At 44.9% G+C, this 19,505-nt stretch carries 19 protein-coding genes and 1 pseudogene; 1 reads left to right on the plus strand and 19 read right to left on the minus strand.

What is annotated here, in order from left to right; all coding sequences use genetic code 11:
• Positions 1-305 precede the first annotated feature (305 nt).
• Positions 306-608 (minus strand): hypothetical protein, encoded by a 303-nt coding sequence (locus MHH60_RS03920; protein ID WP_076134490.1) that lies wholly within the window; start codon positions 606-608, stop codon positions 306-308.
• Positions 609-821: 213 nt separating this feature from the next.
• Here MHH60_RS03920 and MHH60_RS03925 point away from each other — a divergent pair, with 213 nt between their 5' ends.
• A complete protein-coding gene (locus tag MHH60_RS03925) occupies positions 822-2,564 on the plus strand; it encodes an ABC-F family ATP-binding cassette domain-containing protein (RefSeq protein WP_076134491.1) in 1,743 nt (580 codons plus the stop codon).
• Positions 2,565-2,732: 168 nt separating this feature from the next.
• Here the strand turns inward: MHH60_RS03925 and MHH60_RS03930 are convergent, their stop codons facing one another.
• The 18 genes and pseudogenes from MHH60_RS03930 to accB form a co-directional block, all read right to left on the minus strand.
• Positions 2,733-3,452, minus strand: coding sequence for a hypothetical protein (locus MHH60_RS03930; protein WP_076134492.1), 720 nt, complete (start codon positions 3,450-3,452; stop codon positions 2,733-2,735).
• 253 nt (positions 3,453-3,705) lie between these two features.
• A complete protein-coding gene (spo0A, locus tag MHH60_RS03935; RefSeq protein ID WP_036682806.1) occupies positions 3,706-4,521 on the minus strand; it encodes a sporulation transcription factor Spo0A in 816 nt (271 codons plus the stop codon).
• A 197-nt stretch (positions 4,522-4,718) separates the two neighbouring features.
• Positions 4,719-5,831, minus strand: coding sequence for a SpoIVB peptidase (spoIVB, locus tag MHH60_RS03940; RefSeq protein ID WP_080742549.1), 1,113 nt, complete (start codon positions 5,829-5,831; stop codon positions 4,719-4,721).
• A gap of 138 nt (positions 5,832-5,969) precedes the next feature.
• The gene (gene recN, locus MHH60_RS03945) at positions 5,970-7,697 is read right to left on the minus strand and encodes a DNA repair protein RecN (protein ID WP_076134493.1); all 1,728 of its coding nucleotides are present in this window, start codon (positions 7,695-7,697) and stop codon (positions 5,970-5,972) included.
• Between the two features lie 46 nt (positions 7,698-7,743).
• Positions 7,744-8,193 (minus strand): transcriptional regulator AhrC/ArgR, encoded by a 450-nt coding sequence (ahrC, locus tag MHH60_RS03950; protein ID WP_036682813.1) that lies wholly within the window; start codon positions 8,191-8,193, stop codon positions 7,744-7,746.
• Positions 8,194-8,224: 31 nt separating this feature from the next.
• Positions 8,225-8,698 carry a hypothetical protein gene (locus MHH60_RS03955; protein ID WP_232061423.1) on the minus strand — a complete coding sequence of 158 codons (474 nt, stop codon included), beginning with the start codon at positions 8,696-8,698 and terminating at the stop codon, positions 8,225-8,227.
• A 265-nt stretch (positions 8,699-8,963) separates the two neighbouring features.
• Positions 8,964-9,866 (minus strand): TlyA family RNA methyltransferase, encoded by a 903-nt coding sequence (locus MHH60_RS03960; protein WP_076134494.1) that lies wholly within the window; start codon positions 9,864-9,866, stop codon positions 8,964-8,966.
• A 45-nt stretch (positions 9,867-9,911) separates the two neighbouring features.
• Positions 9,912-11,816, minus strand: coding sequence for a 1-deoxy-D-xylulose-5-phosphate synthase (dxs, locus tag MHH60_RS03965; protein WP_036682816.1), 1,905 nt, complete (start codon positions 11,814-11,816; stop codon positions 9,912-9,914).
• Positions 11,817-11,915: 99 nt separating this feature from the next.
• Positions 11,916-12,863, minus strand: coding sequence for a polyprenyl synthetase family protein (locus MHH60_RS03970; protein WP_076134495.1), 948 nt, complete (start codon positions 12,861-12,863; stop codon positions 11,916-11,918).
• Positions 12,850-13,107, minus strand: a complete 258-nt coding sequence (xseB, locus tag MHH60_RS03975) for an exodeoxyribonuclease VII small subunit (RefSeq protein ID WP_036682818.1) — start codon at positions 13,105-13,107, stop codon at positions 12,850-12,852. The genes MHH60_RS03970 and xseB overlap by 14 nt, the downstream gene beginning before the upstream one ends.
• Positions 13,085-14,463: pseudogene (gene xseA, locus MHH60_RS03980) on the minus strand (exodeoxyribonuclease VII large subunit). The gene xseB and the pseudogene xseA overlap by 23 nt, the downstream one beginning before the upstream one ends.
• Before the next feature lie 11 nt (positions 14,464-14,474).
• Positions 14,475-15,332: a bifunctional methylenetetrahydrofolate dehydrogenase/methenyltetrahydrofolate cyclohydrolase FolD gene (gene folD, locus MHH60_RS03985; protein WP_036682821.1), complete on the minus strand. Its 858-nt coding sequence runs from the start codon at positions 15,330-15,332 to the stop codon at positions 14,475-14,477.
• A 42-nt stretch (positions 15,333-15,374) separates the two neighbouring features.
• Positions 15,375-15,827: a transcription antitermination factor NusB gene (gene nusB / locus MHH60_RS03990; protein ID WP_036682824.1), complete on the minus strand. Its 453-nt coding sequence runs from the start codon at positions 15,825-15,827 to the stop codon at positions 15,375-15,377.
• Positions 15,828-16,085: 258 nt separating this feature from the next.
• The gene (locus MHH60_RS03995; RefSeq protein WP_036682825.1) at positions 16,086-16,319 is read right to left on the minus strand and encodes a DUF2273 domain-containing protein; all 234 of its coding nucleotides are present in this window, start codon (positions 16,317-16,319) and stop codon (positions 16,086-16,088) included.
• 15 nt (positions 16,320-16,334) lie between these two features.
• Positions 16,335-16,874: an alkaline shock response membrane anchor protein AmaP gene (gene amaP, locus MHH60_RS04000; RefSeq protein ID WP_036682827.1), complete on the minus strand. Its 540-nt coding sequence runs from the start codon at positions 16,872-16,874 to the stop codon at positions 16,335-16,337.
• 74 nt (positions 16,875-16,948) lie between these two features.
• A complete protein-coding gene (locus MHH60_RS04005) occupies positions 16,949-17,365 on the minus strand; it encodes an Asp23/Gls24 family envelope stress response protein (protein ID WP_076129649.1) in 417 nt (138 codons plus the stop codon).
• Between the two features lie 115 nt (positions 17,366-17,480).
• On the minus strand, positions 17,481-18,824 hold the full coding sequence (accC, locus tag MHH60_RS04010; RefSeq protein ID WP_076129648.1) for an acetyl-CoA carboxylase biotin carboxylase subunit: 1,344 nt from the start codon (positions 18,822-18,824) through the stop codon (positions 17,481-17,483).
• A 54-nt stretch (positions 18,825-18,878) separates the two neighbouring features.
• Positions 18,879-19,388: an acetyl-CoA carboxylase biotin carboxyl carrier protein gene (gene accB / locus MHH60_RS04015; RefSeq protein ID WP_076098642.1), complete on the minus strand. Its 510-nt coding sequence runs from the start codon at positions 19,386-19,388 to the stop codon at positions 18,879-18,881.
• Positions 19,389-19,505 lie beyond the last annotated feature (117 nt).

Below are 19,505 nucleotides of genomic sequence, written 5' to 3' on the forward strand. Positions count from 1 at the left end.
ACAGTAAAAAAATAATGAGATCCTTTAAAGAACCTTATCCGATTATTCAACTAGGTTTAATTTACATCATCTTATCAGTGACATTCCTCACATGTCAAACATTATTTGCCAAATGGGTGTATGTTTTGTGAAGTAGAGCTTTGTGAGAATGGAAGGGATTTATCTAATTGCAAGTAAAAAAAGCCGCACCAGTAATGACGAGACTCTTTGTTATTATTCATTTATTATTCGCCGAGCTGCGCCTTAATCTGCAAAATTTCTATTCCCATGAATTCTACACGTTTATTCAACTCCGCGATATAGTTTCATCGAGCCTCTAAGTCTGCTGCGCTTGTTAGGTCACCCGCAGTAGTGTCCACCAGTTGGATCGCTTCTTTGTGAACTTGAATGCTTGATTCTGCCCCTGCTAATCTTTCCCGGAGTTTAGCCGCAGCAATACTTGCCTTTAGCGCTGCCTTCTCAGTCTCCTTACTCTCCACTATTATCGTTTTTCCTTCAACCGTCCCCCCTACTCCGGTCGCTTCGGACATCGCGCGTACAGATACGTAGGCCGAATTATTTACTACAATCGCATCTGCAATCTTCTTTCCGTGCCACAGCCAACCCAACTACTGGCCAGATGTAATCGAGCTATAAGACGCTATCTGGGCAGGCGTGATCATATTGTTCTAAGTTGTATTTTAAAATTTCACAAGCAACTTTAATGCGAAATGATTGAAGTTGCTTGTAAACAGTGTTACTCTATCAACGGTAAACTCAAAATCTGTACTCTTCAATACATCTTATAATAGTCACTATTTTTAGTTAAGAAAGGTAACACTATGATAAAAGTTGATAACTTATCCTTCGCATTCCCGCAAAAAGACCTATATAAAAACATTTCATTTACGCTTGAAGAGGCACAACATTGTGCTTTTATAGGAACAAGCGGCAGTGGTAAAAGTACACTGATTGATATACTGATGGATCCAGAAAAATATTTGTTCGAAGGCAAGCTAGAGATGGACCCAACCTGCAAAATTGGGTATGTAAGTCAGTTTTCGCAACTAGACAAATTTAAAGAAACAACCGTTTTTGAATATATAGGAGAAGAATTTATTAAGATACAAAATGAAATAACAGCTATCCTCACTGAAATGGAAACATCATCAGATATTGATTCATTACTCGAAAAGTATCAATTAGCTCTAGATGCCTTTGATTTAATGGATGGAAATGATTTTGAAAGCAATATTAATAAGAAACTAAATTTAGCCAACCTCTTGAAGCTAAAAGATGCTAGGGTATCCGACCTAAGTGGTGGGGAATTCAAGCTTATTCAAGTGATGAAGGAAATGCTGACTAATCCAGACTTAATGATTATGGATGAGCCCGATGTATTTTTAGATTTTGAAAACCTAAATGCACTTAAAAATCTTATTAATGCTCACAAAGGAATATTGCTAGTTGTTACGCATAACCGTTATCTATTGAATCATTGTTTTAACAAAATTATACACCTTGAAAACATGGAGATCCAAGAGTTCGATGGGCGATATATTGAGTATAACTTCTCATTACTTCAGACGAAAATTGAGTTACAAGAAATAGCAGTCGCTGAACAAGAAGAAATAGAGAGATACGATAACATTATCGATAATCTTAGAGCGATCGCAACCTATAATTCAGAAGCATCTAGAGGAAGAGCGTTAAAAGCTAGGGTGAAGTTTCAAGAAAGATTGGAAGCGCGAAAAATTAAAGCGCCATTCGTTGATATTAAGCAACCAAAAATCAGTTTTGGTGTGGACAATGAAATTGAAGAAGACATCACTGTTTTAAATGTGAATAATTATAGTGTTTCCTTTGATGAGTTGATTTTAGAAAATGTTAACTTTGAGATGAAACCTACAGATAAAATAGCCCTTATCGGTCCAAACGGTACCGGGAAAACGACTTTACTCCGAGATATCTTTAAAAATAATCATGATTCAATTAAAATGAATTCTGATATTAAAGTGGCTTATCTTTCTCAGCTTCAAGACGAAGTGCTAAAGGATTCTAATACCATACTAGAAGACTTCATCGATGCCGGGTTTGCAACTTATGACGAAATTAGAGCACATCTTTCAAACTATGGCTTTGAAGGAGAAATTCTTACTCAAAAGATAGAATCTTTATCTGGTGGCGAAAAAAATATACTGCAATTGGCAAAAGTTTCTGCTAGCAAAGCAAACTTATTGCTTCTTGATGAACCGACAAGCCATTTAGACACCTATACACAAATCGCACTGGAGAAAGCCATTGAAGAGTATAAAGGTGCGATTCTCATGATTTCTCATGATTTCTATTCCGTAGTAAATGGGATGGATTATGTACTAATCATTGACGAGAAGACGATTAGAAAAATGAGTATGCGAAAATTCAGAAAGATGATTTATGCCAGTCATTTTGATAAAGATTATTTAGAAAATGAACAAAATAAAAAAGCAGTTGAAATGAAAATAGAATTAGCTTTAAAAGACAATAATTTTGAACTTGCAAAAGGTATGGTTGATGAGCTAGAAGAGCTGATTAAGTTACTTTAAATTCCAACCTTCTGAATGAAATGATTACAAGAACGATGAAATAAAATGTTGGTGGAAAAGTATCCACATTAAAGACACTGATGAATAGATCTCAGTGTCTTTTTACTGCATTGATTTCTTGATAGCTCTTGCCGCGGACACTCTGATTGATATGACTATATTGAAGTATCATGAGAAATTTTTATCAAAACAGTCTTTAGTCTCGCATTTAATTTTATACCACTGATAACCATAATCCGATAAGTTTGGTAGGATCAATAATTTGTTACCACAGCGGATACAATTATTTTCTGATAAATTTCCGTTCTTATAGTCCGCTAAGTAACCTTCTGCTAGTTCTACTTCCTTAATGATATTTTCTAGAGCAACATCGCTTATATCAAAAGGGGTCATATCTCCTCTATTTGCATAAATAGAGCGTGAAAAAGCTCCAAATCCACCAACCAGTTCGTGGTGATGGGTATTAATCCGTCCCCCACCTCTCTCAAATAATTTGATCATCGGTTCATATATATCTGGAAACTGTAATGCGATATTGTCGCGCGCCTCAAGCAAAGAGCACCAGCGTAAATAATGTATACTTATTAATTTCATAAGCATAATATCAATTTTATTAAAATTCGGACACGTTTCTAAGAAACTGTCCCACTCATTTTCCTCCATTTTAAAACCTAATAACATATCCATTCCTATGTATATACTTGCTGCTTCCCTCGAGATAAACTGCAAAAACACGCCGACTCTACGGTAATACTCTGCAATCAAATTAGCATCTGCTTCATATTCACCTCTAGATCTTACTTCTTCGTATCTTTTTTTTGAAATTCCAATGTATAAATTCGCATCAATATTCTTAATTCTTTCAACACCTGATTCGTAATAATTCATGAAGATTCCTCCGACTTAACTCATAAATGTAGTTCTCTATATCTGATAGAAGAATTGGTTTATCTAACCAGCTCGCCCGATTGTTCTAAGCCCCCCTGCTTGAGTTTCACCATTTATAAGATGGCTAATATTTAAATAAAAACAAAACCCAATAAACCATTTAGGTTTATCGGGCGAGATTAAAAAAGTTTATCGGTTCAAAACAAGTTTATCGATTTTATACTGACTGTACCCCGCACTACCCCTAACCCTTTCAACTAACCTTATGCTCAATCCGCAGCTTGTCTGCTACCATGGCAATAAATTCCGAGTTAGTAGGCTTAGATTTGGAGATATTAATGGTGTAACCGAATAAATGGCTGATGGAGTCGATGTTGCCACGTGTCCAAGCCACTTCAATCGCATGGCGGATCGCGCGTTCTACGCGTGAAGGCGTGGTTTTGAACTTCTCAGCGATTGCTGGGTAGAGCGTCTTCGTAATCGCACCAAGGATCTCGATATTGTTATATACCATGGTGATCGCTTCACGCAGGTACTGATAGCCCTTGATATGCGCTGGGACACCGATTTCATGGATAATCGAGGTAATGTTAGCGTCGAGGTTCTTGCCCTTAGAGAGCGGCACTACATTCGATCTGGACGTCGACGAATAATTGTACATGTTGGAGGAGGAGCTCATGCTGCCTTGAGAGCCGACAAGCTGACGTACACGATTTGCCAGGACCTCCATATCGAACGGTTTCAAAATATAATAGGATGCACCAAGCTGTACAGCTCTTTGAGTGATGTTCTCCTGACCAAAAGCAGTCAGCATGATGATCTTCGGTTGAGGATTCAGATCCATATCACGTAGACGTTCCAATACACCTAGGCCGTCTAAATGCGGCATGATGATATCAAGAATAAGAACATCGGGAATTTTACGTGCTTCGCTAAGCATTTGAAGCACTTCTTCACCATTGTAGGCGATACCCGTTACGGTCATATCTTCTTGCTCAGAAATGTACTCGGAAAGCAAATTCGTAAATTCCCTGTTATCATCGGCCAACAACACTTCAATATTCTGCACTGGCTGCTTCCTCCTTAATTATATCTGCTATTCGAAAATAACATTTTTTTCTTGTCTCTTACGTTTTCGACATGGAGATCGAATTCCCTTCTGTCGAAAATTATTTTTCTTTATTTTTTTTCTGTGTTGGATTATAATTAAATATTTTATCTCAATGTTCGAGGTTCTTCGTAATCGTTCGACAAAAAATCTTAAGGCTAAACCGCCTTAAGATTTAATGAATACCTATTCTCCTGTTTGGTCACACCTGAATCTTGAAGCATCCATTCGATGAAGCACCCATAACCGGACTTAGGATCATTTACAAATACATGAGTTACGGCTCCGATGAGGCGGCCATCCTGTACGATAGGACTTCCGCTCATACCTTGAACGATACCGCCTGTCTTATCGATAAGACGTGGATCGGTGATTCGCAGCACCATTCCTTTAGTGGCTGGCGTTTGCTGATGTGCTACATGAATGATCTCAACCTTAAACCGCTCCACCTGCTGTCCGTCAACTACAGTTAGGATCTCAGCAGGACCTTCCTTGACTTGATCGCTCATCGCCACGGGGATCGGTTCTTTGTAAAGACTGTGCTCGGGATTGGAGCTCATTTTACCGAAGATGCCGAAGTCAGTATTACTCTCCACATTTCCAAGCACTTGGCTTTCTTTCAAAAAATGCGCTCGTTTCTCGCCCGGATCGCCATCCTGGCTTTTGGATATGGAGGTGACACTGGACTGAACGATATGACCACTGCCTACAACAATTGGAGTACCGGTATTCATGTCTGTAATCACATGTCCCAAAGCTCCATATACACCTTGCTCGGGAGCATAAAAAGTTAATGTGCCGACACCCGCTGCTGAATCACGAATGTACAGGCCTAACCGCCACACTTTGTCATGAATGTCATACGCGGGCTTTAACTTAGCTGTATGCTCTTTACCTCCGCGTTTGAAGACAATGGTCAAGGGGTTATTCGCTTTACCAGCACGATCCACCAGCTTGGCCACCTTGGACAACTCATCCAATTTCTCACCATTCATGGAGATCATCAGATCACCCGGCACTAAACCGCTGACCTCTCCTGGGGAAAGCTTAGATTTCTCGGATACTTCAATCAGATGATGACCAACAACCAAAACACCTGCTGATTTCACTTTCACACCGATCGTTTGACCTCCCGGGATCACCTTAAGCTCGGAATGAATTCCTTGTGCAGTCACCTTGGCTGGTTCACCATGCAGTGGTGCAGCAGAACTTAGATTTGTTCCCGTTATGCCCGATAAACTAAGAAAGAAGGCAAATAAAAGGCCTGGCATTAACTTCCTGAGGTTAGGCTTCAATGGCTGTCACGCTCCCTTTTGCTTCTTTCGCTTGACGAAAAAGGTGGTCGCCAATTGCGTACCTATAAGATAACCTTGCCCCCAGGCTTTTATTACTGTCAATCATTGCTCCGCTTAGCTTGTTGCAGCCTTACTTGCCTCGGCCAGATTAAGCATTTCCTGCGAGTGATGCAATGTTTTTTCGGTAATTTCTACGCCACCCAGCATCCGGGCCAGCTCCATTACACGTCCATCGTTCGTTAGGGATTCCACTTCAGTCATGGTTCTTCCATCCTCAACCTTTTTGCGGATTAAGTACTGATGGTCAGCCATACAAGCCACCTGCGGCAAGTGAGTAATGGAGAACACCTGACAGGTAGAGGACAGCTTAAACAGCTTATCTGCGATGGACTGAGCGGCTCTGCCGCTGACACCGGTATCCACTTCATCAAAAATCAGAACTGGAATTGCATCATGGCGCGCAAAAATACTTTTCATTGCCAGCATAATACGCGACAGCTCACCACCAGAGGCGATTTTGCCAAGCGGTCTCAGGGGTTCGCCCGGGTTAGGGGATATCATAAATTCTGCGCTGTCTATCCCTTGTCTTGTGAGGCGAATACGCCGACCATTGTATTCCACTCCACGCGGGTCCTCCAGCGTGTCTAATTTGACCTGCAACGAAGTTCTTTCCATTTGAAGGTCTTTAAGCTCACCCTCCACTTGGGTGGCCAGATCAGCAGCACAAAGCTTGCGTGCTTCACTTAATTCCGTAGCTGCTTCCATTAATACAGACAGCAGCGAATCGCGCTTCGCCGTCAGTTTCTCCAGATATTCATCTTTATTCTCAAGCAAATCAGTTTCCCGGTGAATTTGTTCATAATAAGCCAAAATCTGTTCTACACTCTCTCCATATTTACGTCGGAGTCCAGTAATCAAATCCAGACGATTCTCGATTTCTTCAAGTCGCATCGGATTGAACTCGATATTTTCCCGGTAATCACGAAGCTGAAAAGCAGCATCCTCTAGCTGGTAATATGAGGACTGCAGCTGTTCGAGCACTGTTCGCAAACCCTTCTCATCGTAACGAACTGCATCCTCAAGTCTGGAAATAACATTACCGATCGATTCCAAGCCTTGTCTGTCGTAAAGCAGCTCATATGCACCCGATACGGAATCCATCATTTTCTCACTGTGGGATAGTTTGACCCGTTCTTCGGTAAGTAATTCATCTTCTCCCGGTTTTAATCCGGCGGATGAAATTTCTTCAAGCTGAAAACGATATAAGTCAAGCATTTGGTATGCCTTCTGACTGGATTCCTGCAGCTCTCGCAGCTCTTTCTCCACCTTCGCGAAGGCAGAATACCTTTCCTGAAAAACTGCCTTTAGCGGACCAATAATCGGATCTCCGTATGTATCCAGCAGTCCCAGATGCCGTTCCGCCTTCAGCAAGTTCTGGTGCTCATGCTGGCCGTGTATATTAACCAGCTGCTCGCCGATCTCGCGAAGCATGGTAAGATTGACCATCTGTCCATTTACACGTGATGTACTTTTACCTTGAGAGGTAAGCTCGCGTCGTATAATAAGATGCTCCTCGCGCTGGGCCTCAATGCCAAGACGCTCCAAAGTCTCCCAAACGGGATGACCGCTGGGAAGACTGAAGAGCGCCTCCATCTCCGCTTTTTCACAACCATAACGAATGGAATCCGCTGAACCGCGGCCTCCAACAATCAATCCAAGCGCATCAATAATAATGGATTTACCTGCCCCGGTCTCCCCTGTAAGCACGTGGAAGCCAGGATAAAAATGCACATCAACCGCCTCAACGACGGCAAGATTGCGTATAGACAAGGTTTCTAACACTAATAGAGCACCTCCGAGAAGATGACAGGCATCTGATTAATTATAATTAAGAAATATAACCCATGATTTGTGAAATTACAGTTTTACTGTCCTCAGGTAAACGGCAAATAATAAGGATTGTATCATCACCAGAAAGGGTTCCCATAATTTGCGGCCAGTCAATATTATCAATCAAAGCAGCGACAGAGTTAGCCGTACCTGGTAAACATTTCATCACCACAAGATTAGCCGAGGAATCGATCTGCACAAAATTATCCACAAGGACGCGCTTAAGCTTCTGAATGGGATTATACCGTTGATCTGTTGGTAGTGAATATTTATATCTTCCATCATCCATGGGTACCTTGATGAGCAACAGCTCTTTTATATCTCGAGATACTGTAGCTTGCGTAACTTGAAAACCTGATTCACGCAAGGCTTCCACAAGCTCGTCCTGTGTTTCGATATCCTTTTGTGTAATAATTTCACGAATCTTAATATGTCGTTGTCCCTTCATTGTTGCCTCCTGGTATATAAAAAATATGGACTCAGTTTGATTCTCCGTCGTCTTTGCCAAGCTTAATTACATGGATCGATGCTGTTGCTACATTAACATATAGAACGCCGCTGCATTCCGGATAGATCAGCAGGTAGGGAAGCAAGGTATCACGTAAGCCGCTGCCTGTGAAATCCAAAGGCTTGCGTGGTCTGGAAAGGATAACTAAATATAACGAGCCTTCCTCTTTTGTCGCCACATAATCTATAAATAACCGGCTATACATCTGCGCCCCATTTACGTTGAAAGACAAAGGGATTTTTAATTTCCCTCCAACGACCTCATATCCCTCATCCTCAAGTATATCAATAGAGGGATGTGGAATAATCACTTTATTGAACGGAATCTGATCCTTCATAAAAGAACGCGGAGAACTCTGCAGCCATACATATATCCGATATATTATAAAAATCGATAATGCTACCCCAATAAACGCCATAACGACCTTGTCAGAGCTACCCGCCACTATCAATCACCTCGGTGATTTATTCGCGTGAAGCCCTGGTAAATCCTGCTTCTAAGCTGTCTTTTTATAAGCTTTCCGCATAATTGATATTATTCGCTAATTCAGCAATTTACAATTACAACAAGCACAGTAATTCCAAAAAAGAATCAAAATATAAAGACCCGGATTTTATACCGGGTCTTTATTTTAATAAATTCAATCCATTTGAGCAAATCTGCAAAACACCCCGCTGACCATTTGAGGTTGACGGGGTGTTCATAAAGCTCTAGCGGCGCGGGGAGTTTCCATGAGTAGAACTCACATTAAAAGTACCCGTAGCCTGCTTAATCACTTCATCAGCAAGGGATGGGAAGTCCTCCACTGGAATGACTGCTGCAACAGCAGCTGCCGGCTGTACGGATAATTCTTCGCCTTCCGCCACTTCTGGCGTCAGTCTCCAGTGAGCAAGAAACTCAATATTGCCTTCTCCGCCTGTAATTGGTGAAAAGGTTAATCCATGTAGACCGAATCCTAACTCTGCAGCCATAGTCAGTACATTAATCAAAACCTCTTTATGGACAGCGGAATCACGAATCACACCTGATTTTCCAACCTTCTCACGTCCAGCCTCAAATTGCGGCTTGATGAGTGCAGCGATATCTGCTGGACGTTGCAGCAAGGCTTTGAGGGGTGGGAGAATTATTTTTAAGGAAATAAAAGATACATCAATACTGGCAAAGTCCGGAACAGGACCCTGCAAATCTGTAGGTGTCATATACCGGAAGTTTGTACGCTCCATAACGCTCACTCGCTCATCATTACGCAGTGACCAATCCAGCTGGTTATAGCCAACATCAATGGCATACACATGGCTTACACCATTCTGAAGCGCACAATCTGTGAAGCCGCCAGTGGAAGCACCAATGTCCAGCATGTTCCGTCCCGTAAGATCAATATTAAATTGGCGAAGAGCCTTCTCCAGCTTTAGTCCCCCACGACTGACATACGGATGCACAGAGCCTTTAACCTTAAGGGTAGACTCCCGCGAGACCTTCATGCCAGCTTTTTCAATACGTTCCTCATCCGCGAGCACCAACCCTGCCATAATAGCAGCTTTAGCTTTCTCCCGGCTTTCATAAAAACCTTGCTCCACAAGCAGTACATCTATCCGTTCTTTACGGTGTTCCATGGTCATCTCCCGATCGTTCAAGGGTTACTAATTTCCGGCTTCCACTTAGGAAGACGAAGTTGTTTTGTAATTATAAGCACTTAAAGCCATCATGGACTTGATACGTGCACATAACGCTTCTACGGTAAGGCCTGTTTGCTGACGTTGTTCTTTAATAGAGCCATGCTCCACGAAGATGTCGGGCACACCCATCAGATGTACACGAGCGTCATAAATTTCATGCTCCGCGTAGAATTCCAATACCGCACTGCCGAGACTTCCCGCTTGGCATGCCTCTTCAATAACAACCATATTGGTTCCAGCATGAGCCAAATCAAGAAGCATGGAGTTATCAAGCGGCTTCAGGAAACGCGCATTCACAACACCCACCTGAATCCCTTCCCGCTTCAGCAAATCAGCGGCTTCTTCAGCCACTTGAACCATAGGACCACATGCTACTACAGCATATCCTTCTCCTGTACGCAGTCGTTCCCATGATCCTATAGGAAGGGTATGCAGTTCAGCATCCATTGCCACACCTGTTCCGTTAATACGCGGATAGCGGTAAGCAATTGGACCGTCATTATATTCAAGTGCCGTCTTCATCATATGGCGCAGCTCATTTTCGTCTTTTGGCATCATCATAACCATATTAGGGATATGGCGCATAAAAGCAACATCGTACACACCCTGATGAGTCTCCCCATCTGCACCCACAAATCCAGCGCGGTCAATGGCGAACATAACATTGGCGTTATGGCGGCAAATATCATGGACGATCTGATCATAGGCACGCTGCATGAAGGTAGAATACACGGCGTATACCGGCTTCATCCCTTCCATAGCCAAAGCTGCACACAAGGTTGCCGCATGCTGCTCTGCAATCCCGACGTCAATCATGCGATCCGGGAATTCCTTCGCAAAAGGAAACAAACCTGAACCGCCCGGCATCGCAGGGGTAACTGCAATCAGACGCGAATCTTCACGGCCCAGCTCAATCAGCGTACTGCCAAATACTTCGGTGTACATTGGAGGACCTACAGCTTTAAGTGCCTGACCCGACTCAATTTTGTAAGGCGAAATGGCATGCGATTTATAGAAATCAGTCTCAGCCGGTTTGTAGCCCTTGCCTTTGGTCGTCAGCACATGCACAAGCACAGGACCCGCCACGTTATCTGCTTGATGGAAGGTGTCGATCATTTTCTCCAGATCATGTCCATCCACTGGCCCAAGATACGTAAAGCCAAGCTCTTCAAACAATACTCCAGGAACCATCATATATTTAAGACTGTTTTTTAACTGTTCAGCGGTTTTCGCTAATCGTCCACCGATGGCCGGAATCTTCTTAAGCAGCCCTTCAACCTCGTCTTTGGCACGCAAATAATGACGGTCCGAACGAATTTTACTTAAATAATTGTGCATCGCCCCTACATTCGGAGCAATCGACATTTCATTATCGTTCAAAATAACCATCAGCTTACGCTTCTCATGGCCAATGTGGTTAAGCGCTTCAAAAGCCATCCCGCCGGTAAGCGCACCGTCACCAATCACGGCAATCACCTTGTTGTCTTCGCCTTTAAGATCACGAGCCATAGCCATCCCCATCGCTGCCGACAAAGAGGTGCTGCTATGTCCAGCCTCCCACACATCATGTTCGCTTTCAGAGCGCTTAACAAAGCCGCACAATCCCTGATATTTGCGCAGGGTATCAAAGCGATCTTGACGGCCGGTCAGTATTTTGTGGACATAGGCTTGGTGGCCAACGTCGTAGATCATTTTGTCACGAGGACTGTTGTAGCAATAATGTAAGGCCAGCGTGAGCTCCACCACCCCCAGATTAGAACCGAGGTGCCCGCCGGTTGCTGTAAGCTTCTCAATCAGAAATCGTCGAATTTCCTCTGCAAGAGTAGTTAATTCTTCGACTGACAGTGATTTCAGTTGTTGTGGATCATTTATTTGTGGAAGCAGCACGAATAGTTCCCCGCTTTCCTAGATGTTGTAAAATATATAAAAACCATTATAACACAAACGAAACGGCTGTCGAAATACAGCCGCTTCGAAAGTTCATCCTTAGTGATCACGTGCCATTAAATAATCTGCAATTTCCAGCAGGCGCTGGTTGTCGTAAAAACCGCCATTCAGCACAGCATTTTGGGCTGCTTCTGTAAGCTGCTTCACCTCAGCACGAGATTCGTCCAACCCAATAAAATAAGGGTAGGTTACCTTCTGCTGCTTGATATCGCTGCCTGTTTTTTTGCCAAGCTTTCCTTCATCACCAACCAAATCAAGAATATCATCCTGGATTTGAAAAGCGAGTCCGATGCTTGTACCAAAATCACGCAGAGCTTCAAGCTGCTTCTCTGTTGCCCCTGCGATACGTCCGCCGGCTAACAGCGAAAAGATAATTAAATCTCCGGTTTTATGCAAATGAATATATTTCAACTGCGCAAGATCTGTTAGTCCTTGCTCGCCTTCCATATCTGCAATCTGACCGCCGACCATGCCGCGTGGACCTGCCATTTCCGCCAGATCCTCTACTATGGATAAAACATTATCAGCAGGAATGCCAAATTTACGGGAGGCTTGTACCACACTGTAAAAAGCATGGGTCAAAAGCGCATCACCCGCAAGAATAGCTGATGCTTCACCAAAGACTTTATGATTCGTCAGCTTGCCGCGCCGATAATCATCATTATCCATGGCAGGCAGATCATCATGAATCAACGAGTAGGTATGTACCATCTCAATCGCAGCTGCAACAGGCAAGGCTGCTTCACGGCTGCCTCCCAGTGATTCACAAGCAGCGATCACAAGCAACGGCCGGAGGCGTTTGCCCCCTGCCATTAGCGAATACTTCATCGCTTGCTGTAAATTTTCTGGAACCGTCCACGCTGCGGGGAGAATAGTCTCAAGCTCATGTGAGAGCAAATCACTTATCGATGCGATGTAATCCTCCAGCGGCTGCCGCATGCTTTCACTTGCGGAGCTTCCCTCCAGATCATTCTCAAAGCGATTCATCGGCGTCCCCTTCCAGACGTGCACCAAACGGCTTTTTGCGCAGTTCTCCGTCCTCTTGGGTAATCATTTCGATCTTACGCTCTACTTGTTCCAGCTTGCTGCCGCAAAGCTGCGACAGCTTCATGCCCTGCTGAAATAAATCGATGGCCTTCTCCAGAGGAACGTCGCCGTGTTCAAGCTCACGAACGATTTCCTCCAGTCGGTCCATAGCGCCTTCAAAATCAAGTTCCGCTTCCTTCGTCATCGTCTTTGCCATCCTCCTTCATCCCCCATACTTGGCAGTTCAGCTGTCCGTCATTCATCTTTATCACCACAAGATCGCCAAGCTGCACTTCGGTCAGCGATTTGATTAAATGTTCTTCCGCCTCGTCATACACTAAGCTGTAGCCTCGCGACATTACTTTTAGCGGGCTCAGCGCATCCAGGTGACGAATTTCTGCCACATAGCGAGAGCGCTTCTCCTGCAAGCGAGCCTGCATAGCGCCCATTAACTCACGGCGCATACTGTCCGTGCGCTGACGTGCTGCGGCAACACTGTCGCGCGGATGGAACCGCTGCAGACTGTGATGCAGCACCGCCTTGCGCTCGCGGGAACGGCTGAGCCGTGCATCCGCTGAGCGCTGGAGCCGCACACGCAGCATGTCCAGCCGCTGCGTGTGCTGAATCAGCGTGCGGCGCGGGCCTGCCAGCGCCAGCGGGAACGCTGTAATCTCGCGAGCCGTTCACGATTATGTACAGCACGCTGACGCAAGCTGTGTTGTAACTGCTGCAGCTGGCGAAGCTGCGCAGCTAGCTCGCCGGCATGAGGCACGGCCAGCTCAGCGGCCGCTGTGGGCGTAGCCGCGCGGAGGTCGGCGGCGAAATCGGCAATCGTGAAATCGGTCTCGTGGCCGACGGCCGAGATGACCGGAATCCTTGATGCCGATATCGCTCGCGCGACTTCCTCCTCGTTGAACGCCCACAGCTCCTCCAGCGAACCGCCGCCGCGGCCGACGATAAGCACGTCGGCTTCACCCATGGCGTTCAGCGCACCAATCGCCTTCACTATCGAAGGCGCAGCGCCTTTGCCTTGCACCAATACGGGATAGATTACAATAGCTACCTGCGGAAACCGCCGCTGAAGCGTAATTACAATATCTCGTACAGCTGCTCCTGTTGGGGAAGTAATCACACCAATACACTTCGGGAACCGCGGCAACGAACGCTTGCGAGCTTCTGCAAAAAGGCCTTCTTTTTCAAGCTTGCTCTTCAGCTGCTCATAGGCCAGATATAAACTGCCAATCCCATCAGGCTGCATATGTGTGGCGTAGAACTGATATTGCCCATCCCGTTCATAGACGGTCACATTACCTCTGGCAATTACCCGAGCGCCTTCCTTCGGAATAAAAGGCAGCCGCTGGTTATGAGAAGCGAACATAATCGCTTTAATGCGGCTGCTCTCGTCCTTAAGTGTGAAATACATATGCCCGCTGCCATGATGTGTAAAGTTGGAAATCTCTCCGCGAATCCACACATCCGAAAGTAAATTATCCGAGTCTAGCTTCATGCGGATATAACGGTTGAGTTCTTTTATCGAATAAACCTGCCGCTCTGCCGCCATGAATCTTACCCCTATTCCAGGCCGTGACGGCGTTTAGCCGCAATCAGCGTGTTGCTCATCAGCATTGTAATAGTCATCGGTCCAACCCCGCCTGGAACAGGCGTGATGTATCCGGCAACTTCTTTTGCACTTTCATAATCAACGTCACCTGCGAGTTTACCGTTATCCAGACGGTTCATGCCCACATCGATGACAACAGCACCCGGCTTCACATAGGAAGCATCAATGAAATTAGCTCGTCCGATCGCTACAACCAAAATATCCGCTTGACGGCTAATCTCTTGCATATTAGCTGTACGGGAATGGCACATAGTTACGGTAGCATTTTCGCGTTGCAACAAGAGGGAAACTGGCTTTCCTACAATATTGCTACGACCAATTACAACGGCATGTTTACCTGCCATACCTGTTCCTGTACGTTTGATCAGTTCGATTACTCCTGCAGGAGTACATGGAAGAAGACTGTCGGCACCGATGACCAGGTTGCCTACATTGACAGGGTGAAAGCCGTCTACATCCTTTTCCACGGAGATTGCATCAATAACTGCCTTCTCCTCGATATGCTTAGGCAATGGGAGTTGAACCAGAATTCCGTCGATATCATCGCGTCCGTTTAGCTCTGCTACCAGTGCCAGAAGTTCTTCTTGAGAAGTGGATTCATCCAATTTATGCACTTCCGAATGGAATCCTAAGCTGATACAAGATTTCTCCTTATTGCGAACATAAACCTGAGATCCCGGGTCTTCACCTACTAGAATAACAGCCAAACCGGGCTTTACGCCGCGTTTCGCCAGTTCAGCAACCTCTTGGGCAATGCTAATACGAATTTCCTCGGATACTTGTTTACCACTGATGATTGCTGCTGTCATGTTAGTCTCTCCCCTTTTATATACTTTACTATGGTTTATAAATTAAGAATGGTCAGCTTTAATAGTATCTATCTCTTGGATCATCTTGCCGAGTACTCCGTTAACAAACTTCCCGGAATCATCCGTTCCAAAATGCTTGGCCAAATCGATTGCTTCATTCACTGCAACCTTCGCAGGCACATCATTGGCGAACACCATTTCATACGCTGCTAAACGTAGAATCTGACGATCCACACGTGACAGACGGCTCATTTGCCAGCCCTTCAGGTAATGTTCAAGTATATCGTCGATCGCTACCTTGTGCTCCCATACCCCATTCACATGCTCTACCACATAGTGTTTAAGCTGAATCTCGTCCGTGATTACACGTTCGGTTTCATTCTCTTCTGAAGCTTCCTCGAGCAGCATTTCTACGGCTTCCGCGCTTTCCACATCGTTCATTTCCATCTGATACAGGCTTTGGACAATAATTTCTCTAGCTATACGTCTTTTCATGTGTTCCTCCTAAAATCTTATATCGCATTAAAATATTCACTTGTACTGCATCAACGTCTACGACCCAAATATCGCTTCACACTTATTCATTCTTTCCCTATTCCTGTGAGGATTATTGCACAAAGCGAAGATACCTTCAGAGGAAGCTCGCAAATATACCTGTCCCTTGTCGCAAAAAAAACCGCAAAGCCTTTCTTCCGGGGGCAACGGACAACACAAACTTACGGTTTCCTGCTCCGGGAAAAAGACTATCGCGGTTCACTTAAAGGGACGCCAGCGTCCGGATAATCGCGAAACCAACTCCTGCCATTGAAACAGGGGCGCTTGCGCGGTATCCTTTCTTTTGCCGAGCGTATATCCGATGAACACTACCAGTGCAAAGAACAGCATATCCCAAAAACCGCAAATTAAATAAATCAAACCCAGACCAATGCCGAAAGTCACTCCGGCGATTCTACCCCCGTGACTTTCCCATACTTCTTTCCAAGACATAAGGGAAACTCACCTCTATTCCACTCGACTTTTGAAGCTTGGAGACTGCGTGAGGTTAGCAATATATACAGACACATCAGCAACCGGAATGCCGGTTGTCTCCTGCACGAAATCATGCACCTGACGTTGTACTTCTGTCGTAAGCAGCGGTAATGAATGCTCACCGTCCACTACTGCACGAATTGTAATTTCAAGGCCAGCCTGCGAGACACGAATACGTGACTTGAGATCTCTGATTCCCTTCACTTTACCGGCAGCCTTAAGACTCAGATTCTCAATAGTTTCCATTGAAATCTGGATATCCCCATACTCTGTACGCTGATCGACCGAAGGCAATGAAGCGCGATCACGGCGCAGAGAGATGTAGAAAAATCGGATGCTCAGAAGGAACAAGACAACTGCTACTATTATTGCTGTAATATAAGCTGCTGGTCCATTCTCAATCTCCAAAGTTCTAGGAATCGCACCGCTTAAGAGGAGGATGGCAATAACAGATAGTATTCCGATACTTAAGCTGTAGACAAACAGCAAAAGTCTGTCCAAAATTTTTGCCACGAGTCTCATAACCTCCTTAAATTAGAGTAAACCCTCGACTTTGCTGTCGGGGGTTTATGGAAGAACGATGACTGCTATTTCACACGAAGAATCGTTTCAGTTTCTTCGTTCTTGTCTACAGTGTTGTTGTTCTTGAATTGCACATCATGAATATGCACATTCACTTCCACAACAGTCAGACCAGTCATAGTCTCGATGGAGCGCTTAACATTACGTTGAATTTCAGCAGCCACTTCAGGAAGGCGATTGCCATATTCAATAATTACAGAAACATCCACCGCAGCTTCACGTTGTCCAACCTCTACTTTAACTCCTTTGGACAGATTCTTACGTCCAAGAAGTTCAACAATACCACCGGCGAATCCGCCGCTCATACCTGCTACACCTTTAACCTCAACGGTCGCCAGACCTGCAATAACCTCGATTACTTCAGGAGCAATCTGGATTTCACCGATTTCCGTCCGTTCGTATTCTGTCGGCAATGTACTCATTTTAGACTTCACACCTTTCAAGAAAGATTGTTCATGATTTCAAGCGTAAAGCACGTCTCTTATTAAACATACTATATCATTTGACGAACTTTATGACAAACAAACCGAAGTCGTCCTAAATTTCATACTCTTCAAGAAACTTAATGTCAAAGTTACCATCCAAAAATACAGGATGCTCCAACAGTTTCTGATGGAAAGGGATGGTGGTATGAATGCCTTCCACGGCGAATTCAGCCAAGGCGCGCTTCATCTTCGCAACCGCTTCCTGACGTGTAGGAGCCCAGACAATCAGTTTTGCAATCATAGAATCATAGAAAGGGGAAATCGTATATCCTGGGTACGCCGCACTATCTACACGAACGCCAAGGCCTCCTGGCGGCAAATAAAAGCCGATTTTCCCTGGTGAAGGCATGAAATTACGCTCAGGATCTTCAGCATTTATACGGCATTCAATTGACCAGCCATTAATCACGATATCTTCCTGAGTGAATGACAGCGGATTGCCTTCTGCTACAGAGATCATTTCCTTAATCAAATCCACACCTGTAACCATTTCTGTTACTGGATGTTCAACCTGAATACGGGTATTCATCTCCATGAAGTAGAACTGTCCATCCGGTCCAAGCAGGAATTCAAGTGTTCCAGCTCCCGAATAATTCACGGCAAGCGCTGCTCGAACTGCTGCATTACCCATGGCTTCCCGAATTTCCGGTGTGAGCACTGAACAAGGTGCCTCTTCAATCAGCTTTTGGCGACGACGCTGCACGGAGCAGTCCCGTTCACCTAAATGCACTACGTTGCCATGTTTATCTGCAATAATCTGAATCTCCACATGCTTCATGCCTGTTAGGAATTTCTCCAGATATACACCAGCGTTACCAAACGCCTTTTGTGCTTCCTGTTGTGCAGCAGTAATCTGCTTCACCAAAGATTCCTCGTCCTCAGCAATCCGTATTCCCTTACCTCCGCCACCTGCAGTAGCCTTAACGATGATCGGGTAACCAATATCGCGGCCCAGCATGACAGCTTCCTCTACATCGCCTACTAGACCATCTGAGCCCGGGATAATCGGAACTCCAGCCAGTTTCATGGTTTCCTTCGCTACAGCCTTGTCACCCATACGGTTTATGGCATCTGGAGAAGGTCCTATGAAGATAATATTGCAAGATTCACAAATCTCTGCAAAATCCGCATTTTCAGCTAAAAATCCATAGCCAGGATGGATGGCATCACATTCCGTTAAGGTGGCTACACTCATAATATTTGTAAAGTTCAGATAGCTGTCCTTGGCCGGCATCGGACCGATGCAGTAAGCTTCATCAGCCAACCGGACATGCAGTGAATCCCGGTCGGGTTCCGAATAGACCGCGACGGTGGAAATGCCCAGTTCACGGCAGGCCCTAATAATGCGGACCGCGATTTCGCCGCGGTTGGCAATCAACACTTTTTGAATGTTCATGCGTTTCCTCCCAAAGTTTTGCGAAGCTTCCGCTCCTTAAGTAGTCTGCGGTATTTATTCCGGTTTAACCAAGAATAGTGGTTGACCGTATTCTACAAGCTGACCGTTCTCAGCAAGTACAGACACGATTTCACCTTTAATCTCCGCTTCCAGCTCATTCATCAGTTTCATCGCCTCAATAATGCAAACCGTTGATTTTTCACTTACACGGTCTCCAACATTAACAAACGAAGGCGTTTCCGGAGAAGCGGCACTATAAAAGGTCCCCACCATTGGAGACACAATTTTATGTAGTTTGCCTTCTGCAGCTGCTTGTGGCTGCTGCGCTGGAGGAACTTCACCTACTACCGGATAGGATACTTGCGGTACGCTCTGCGGCTGCGGGGCAGGCGTAAAGGGATAGGCAGCATAAGGAGTCGCCTGTACTGCTGTTCCATCAGCTTCAGGGCGATCCGGTTTGCGAATTGCAAGCTTCATTCCTTCGCTTTCGATCTCCAACTCATGTACAGAGGAGGTCTGGTCCAGCAATTTAATCAATTCCTTAATTTCGCTCAACTTGAACATATATCAGTTCACTCCTTCAGCTTTCTCTCGAAGCCACTTCTTAAGCGGACAAGATAACTTTATGTATTATATCACAATCGGTAAAAATGGAAAGAGCCCGGGGCAACCCGAGCTCTT

Origin of the sequence: Paenibacillus sp. FSL H7-0716, from assembly GCF_038002705.1 — a bacterium.
Lineage (GTDB): Bacteria > Bacillota > Bacilli > Paenibacillales > Paenibacillaceae > Paenibacillus_AQ > Paenibacillus_AQ odorifer.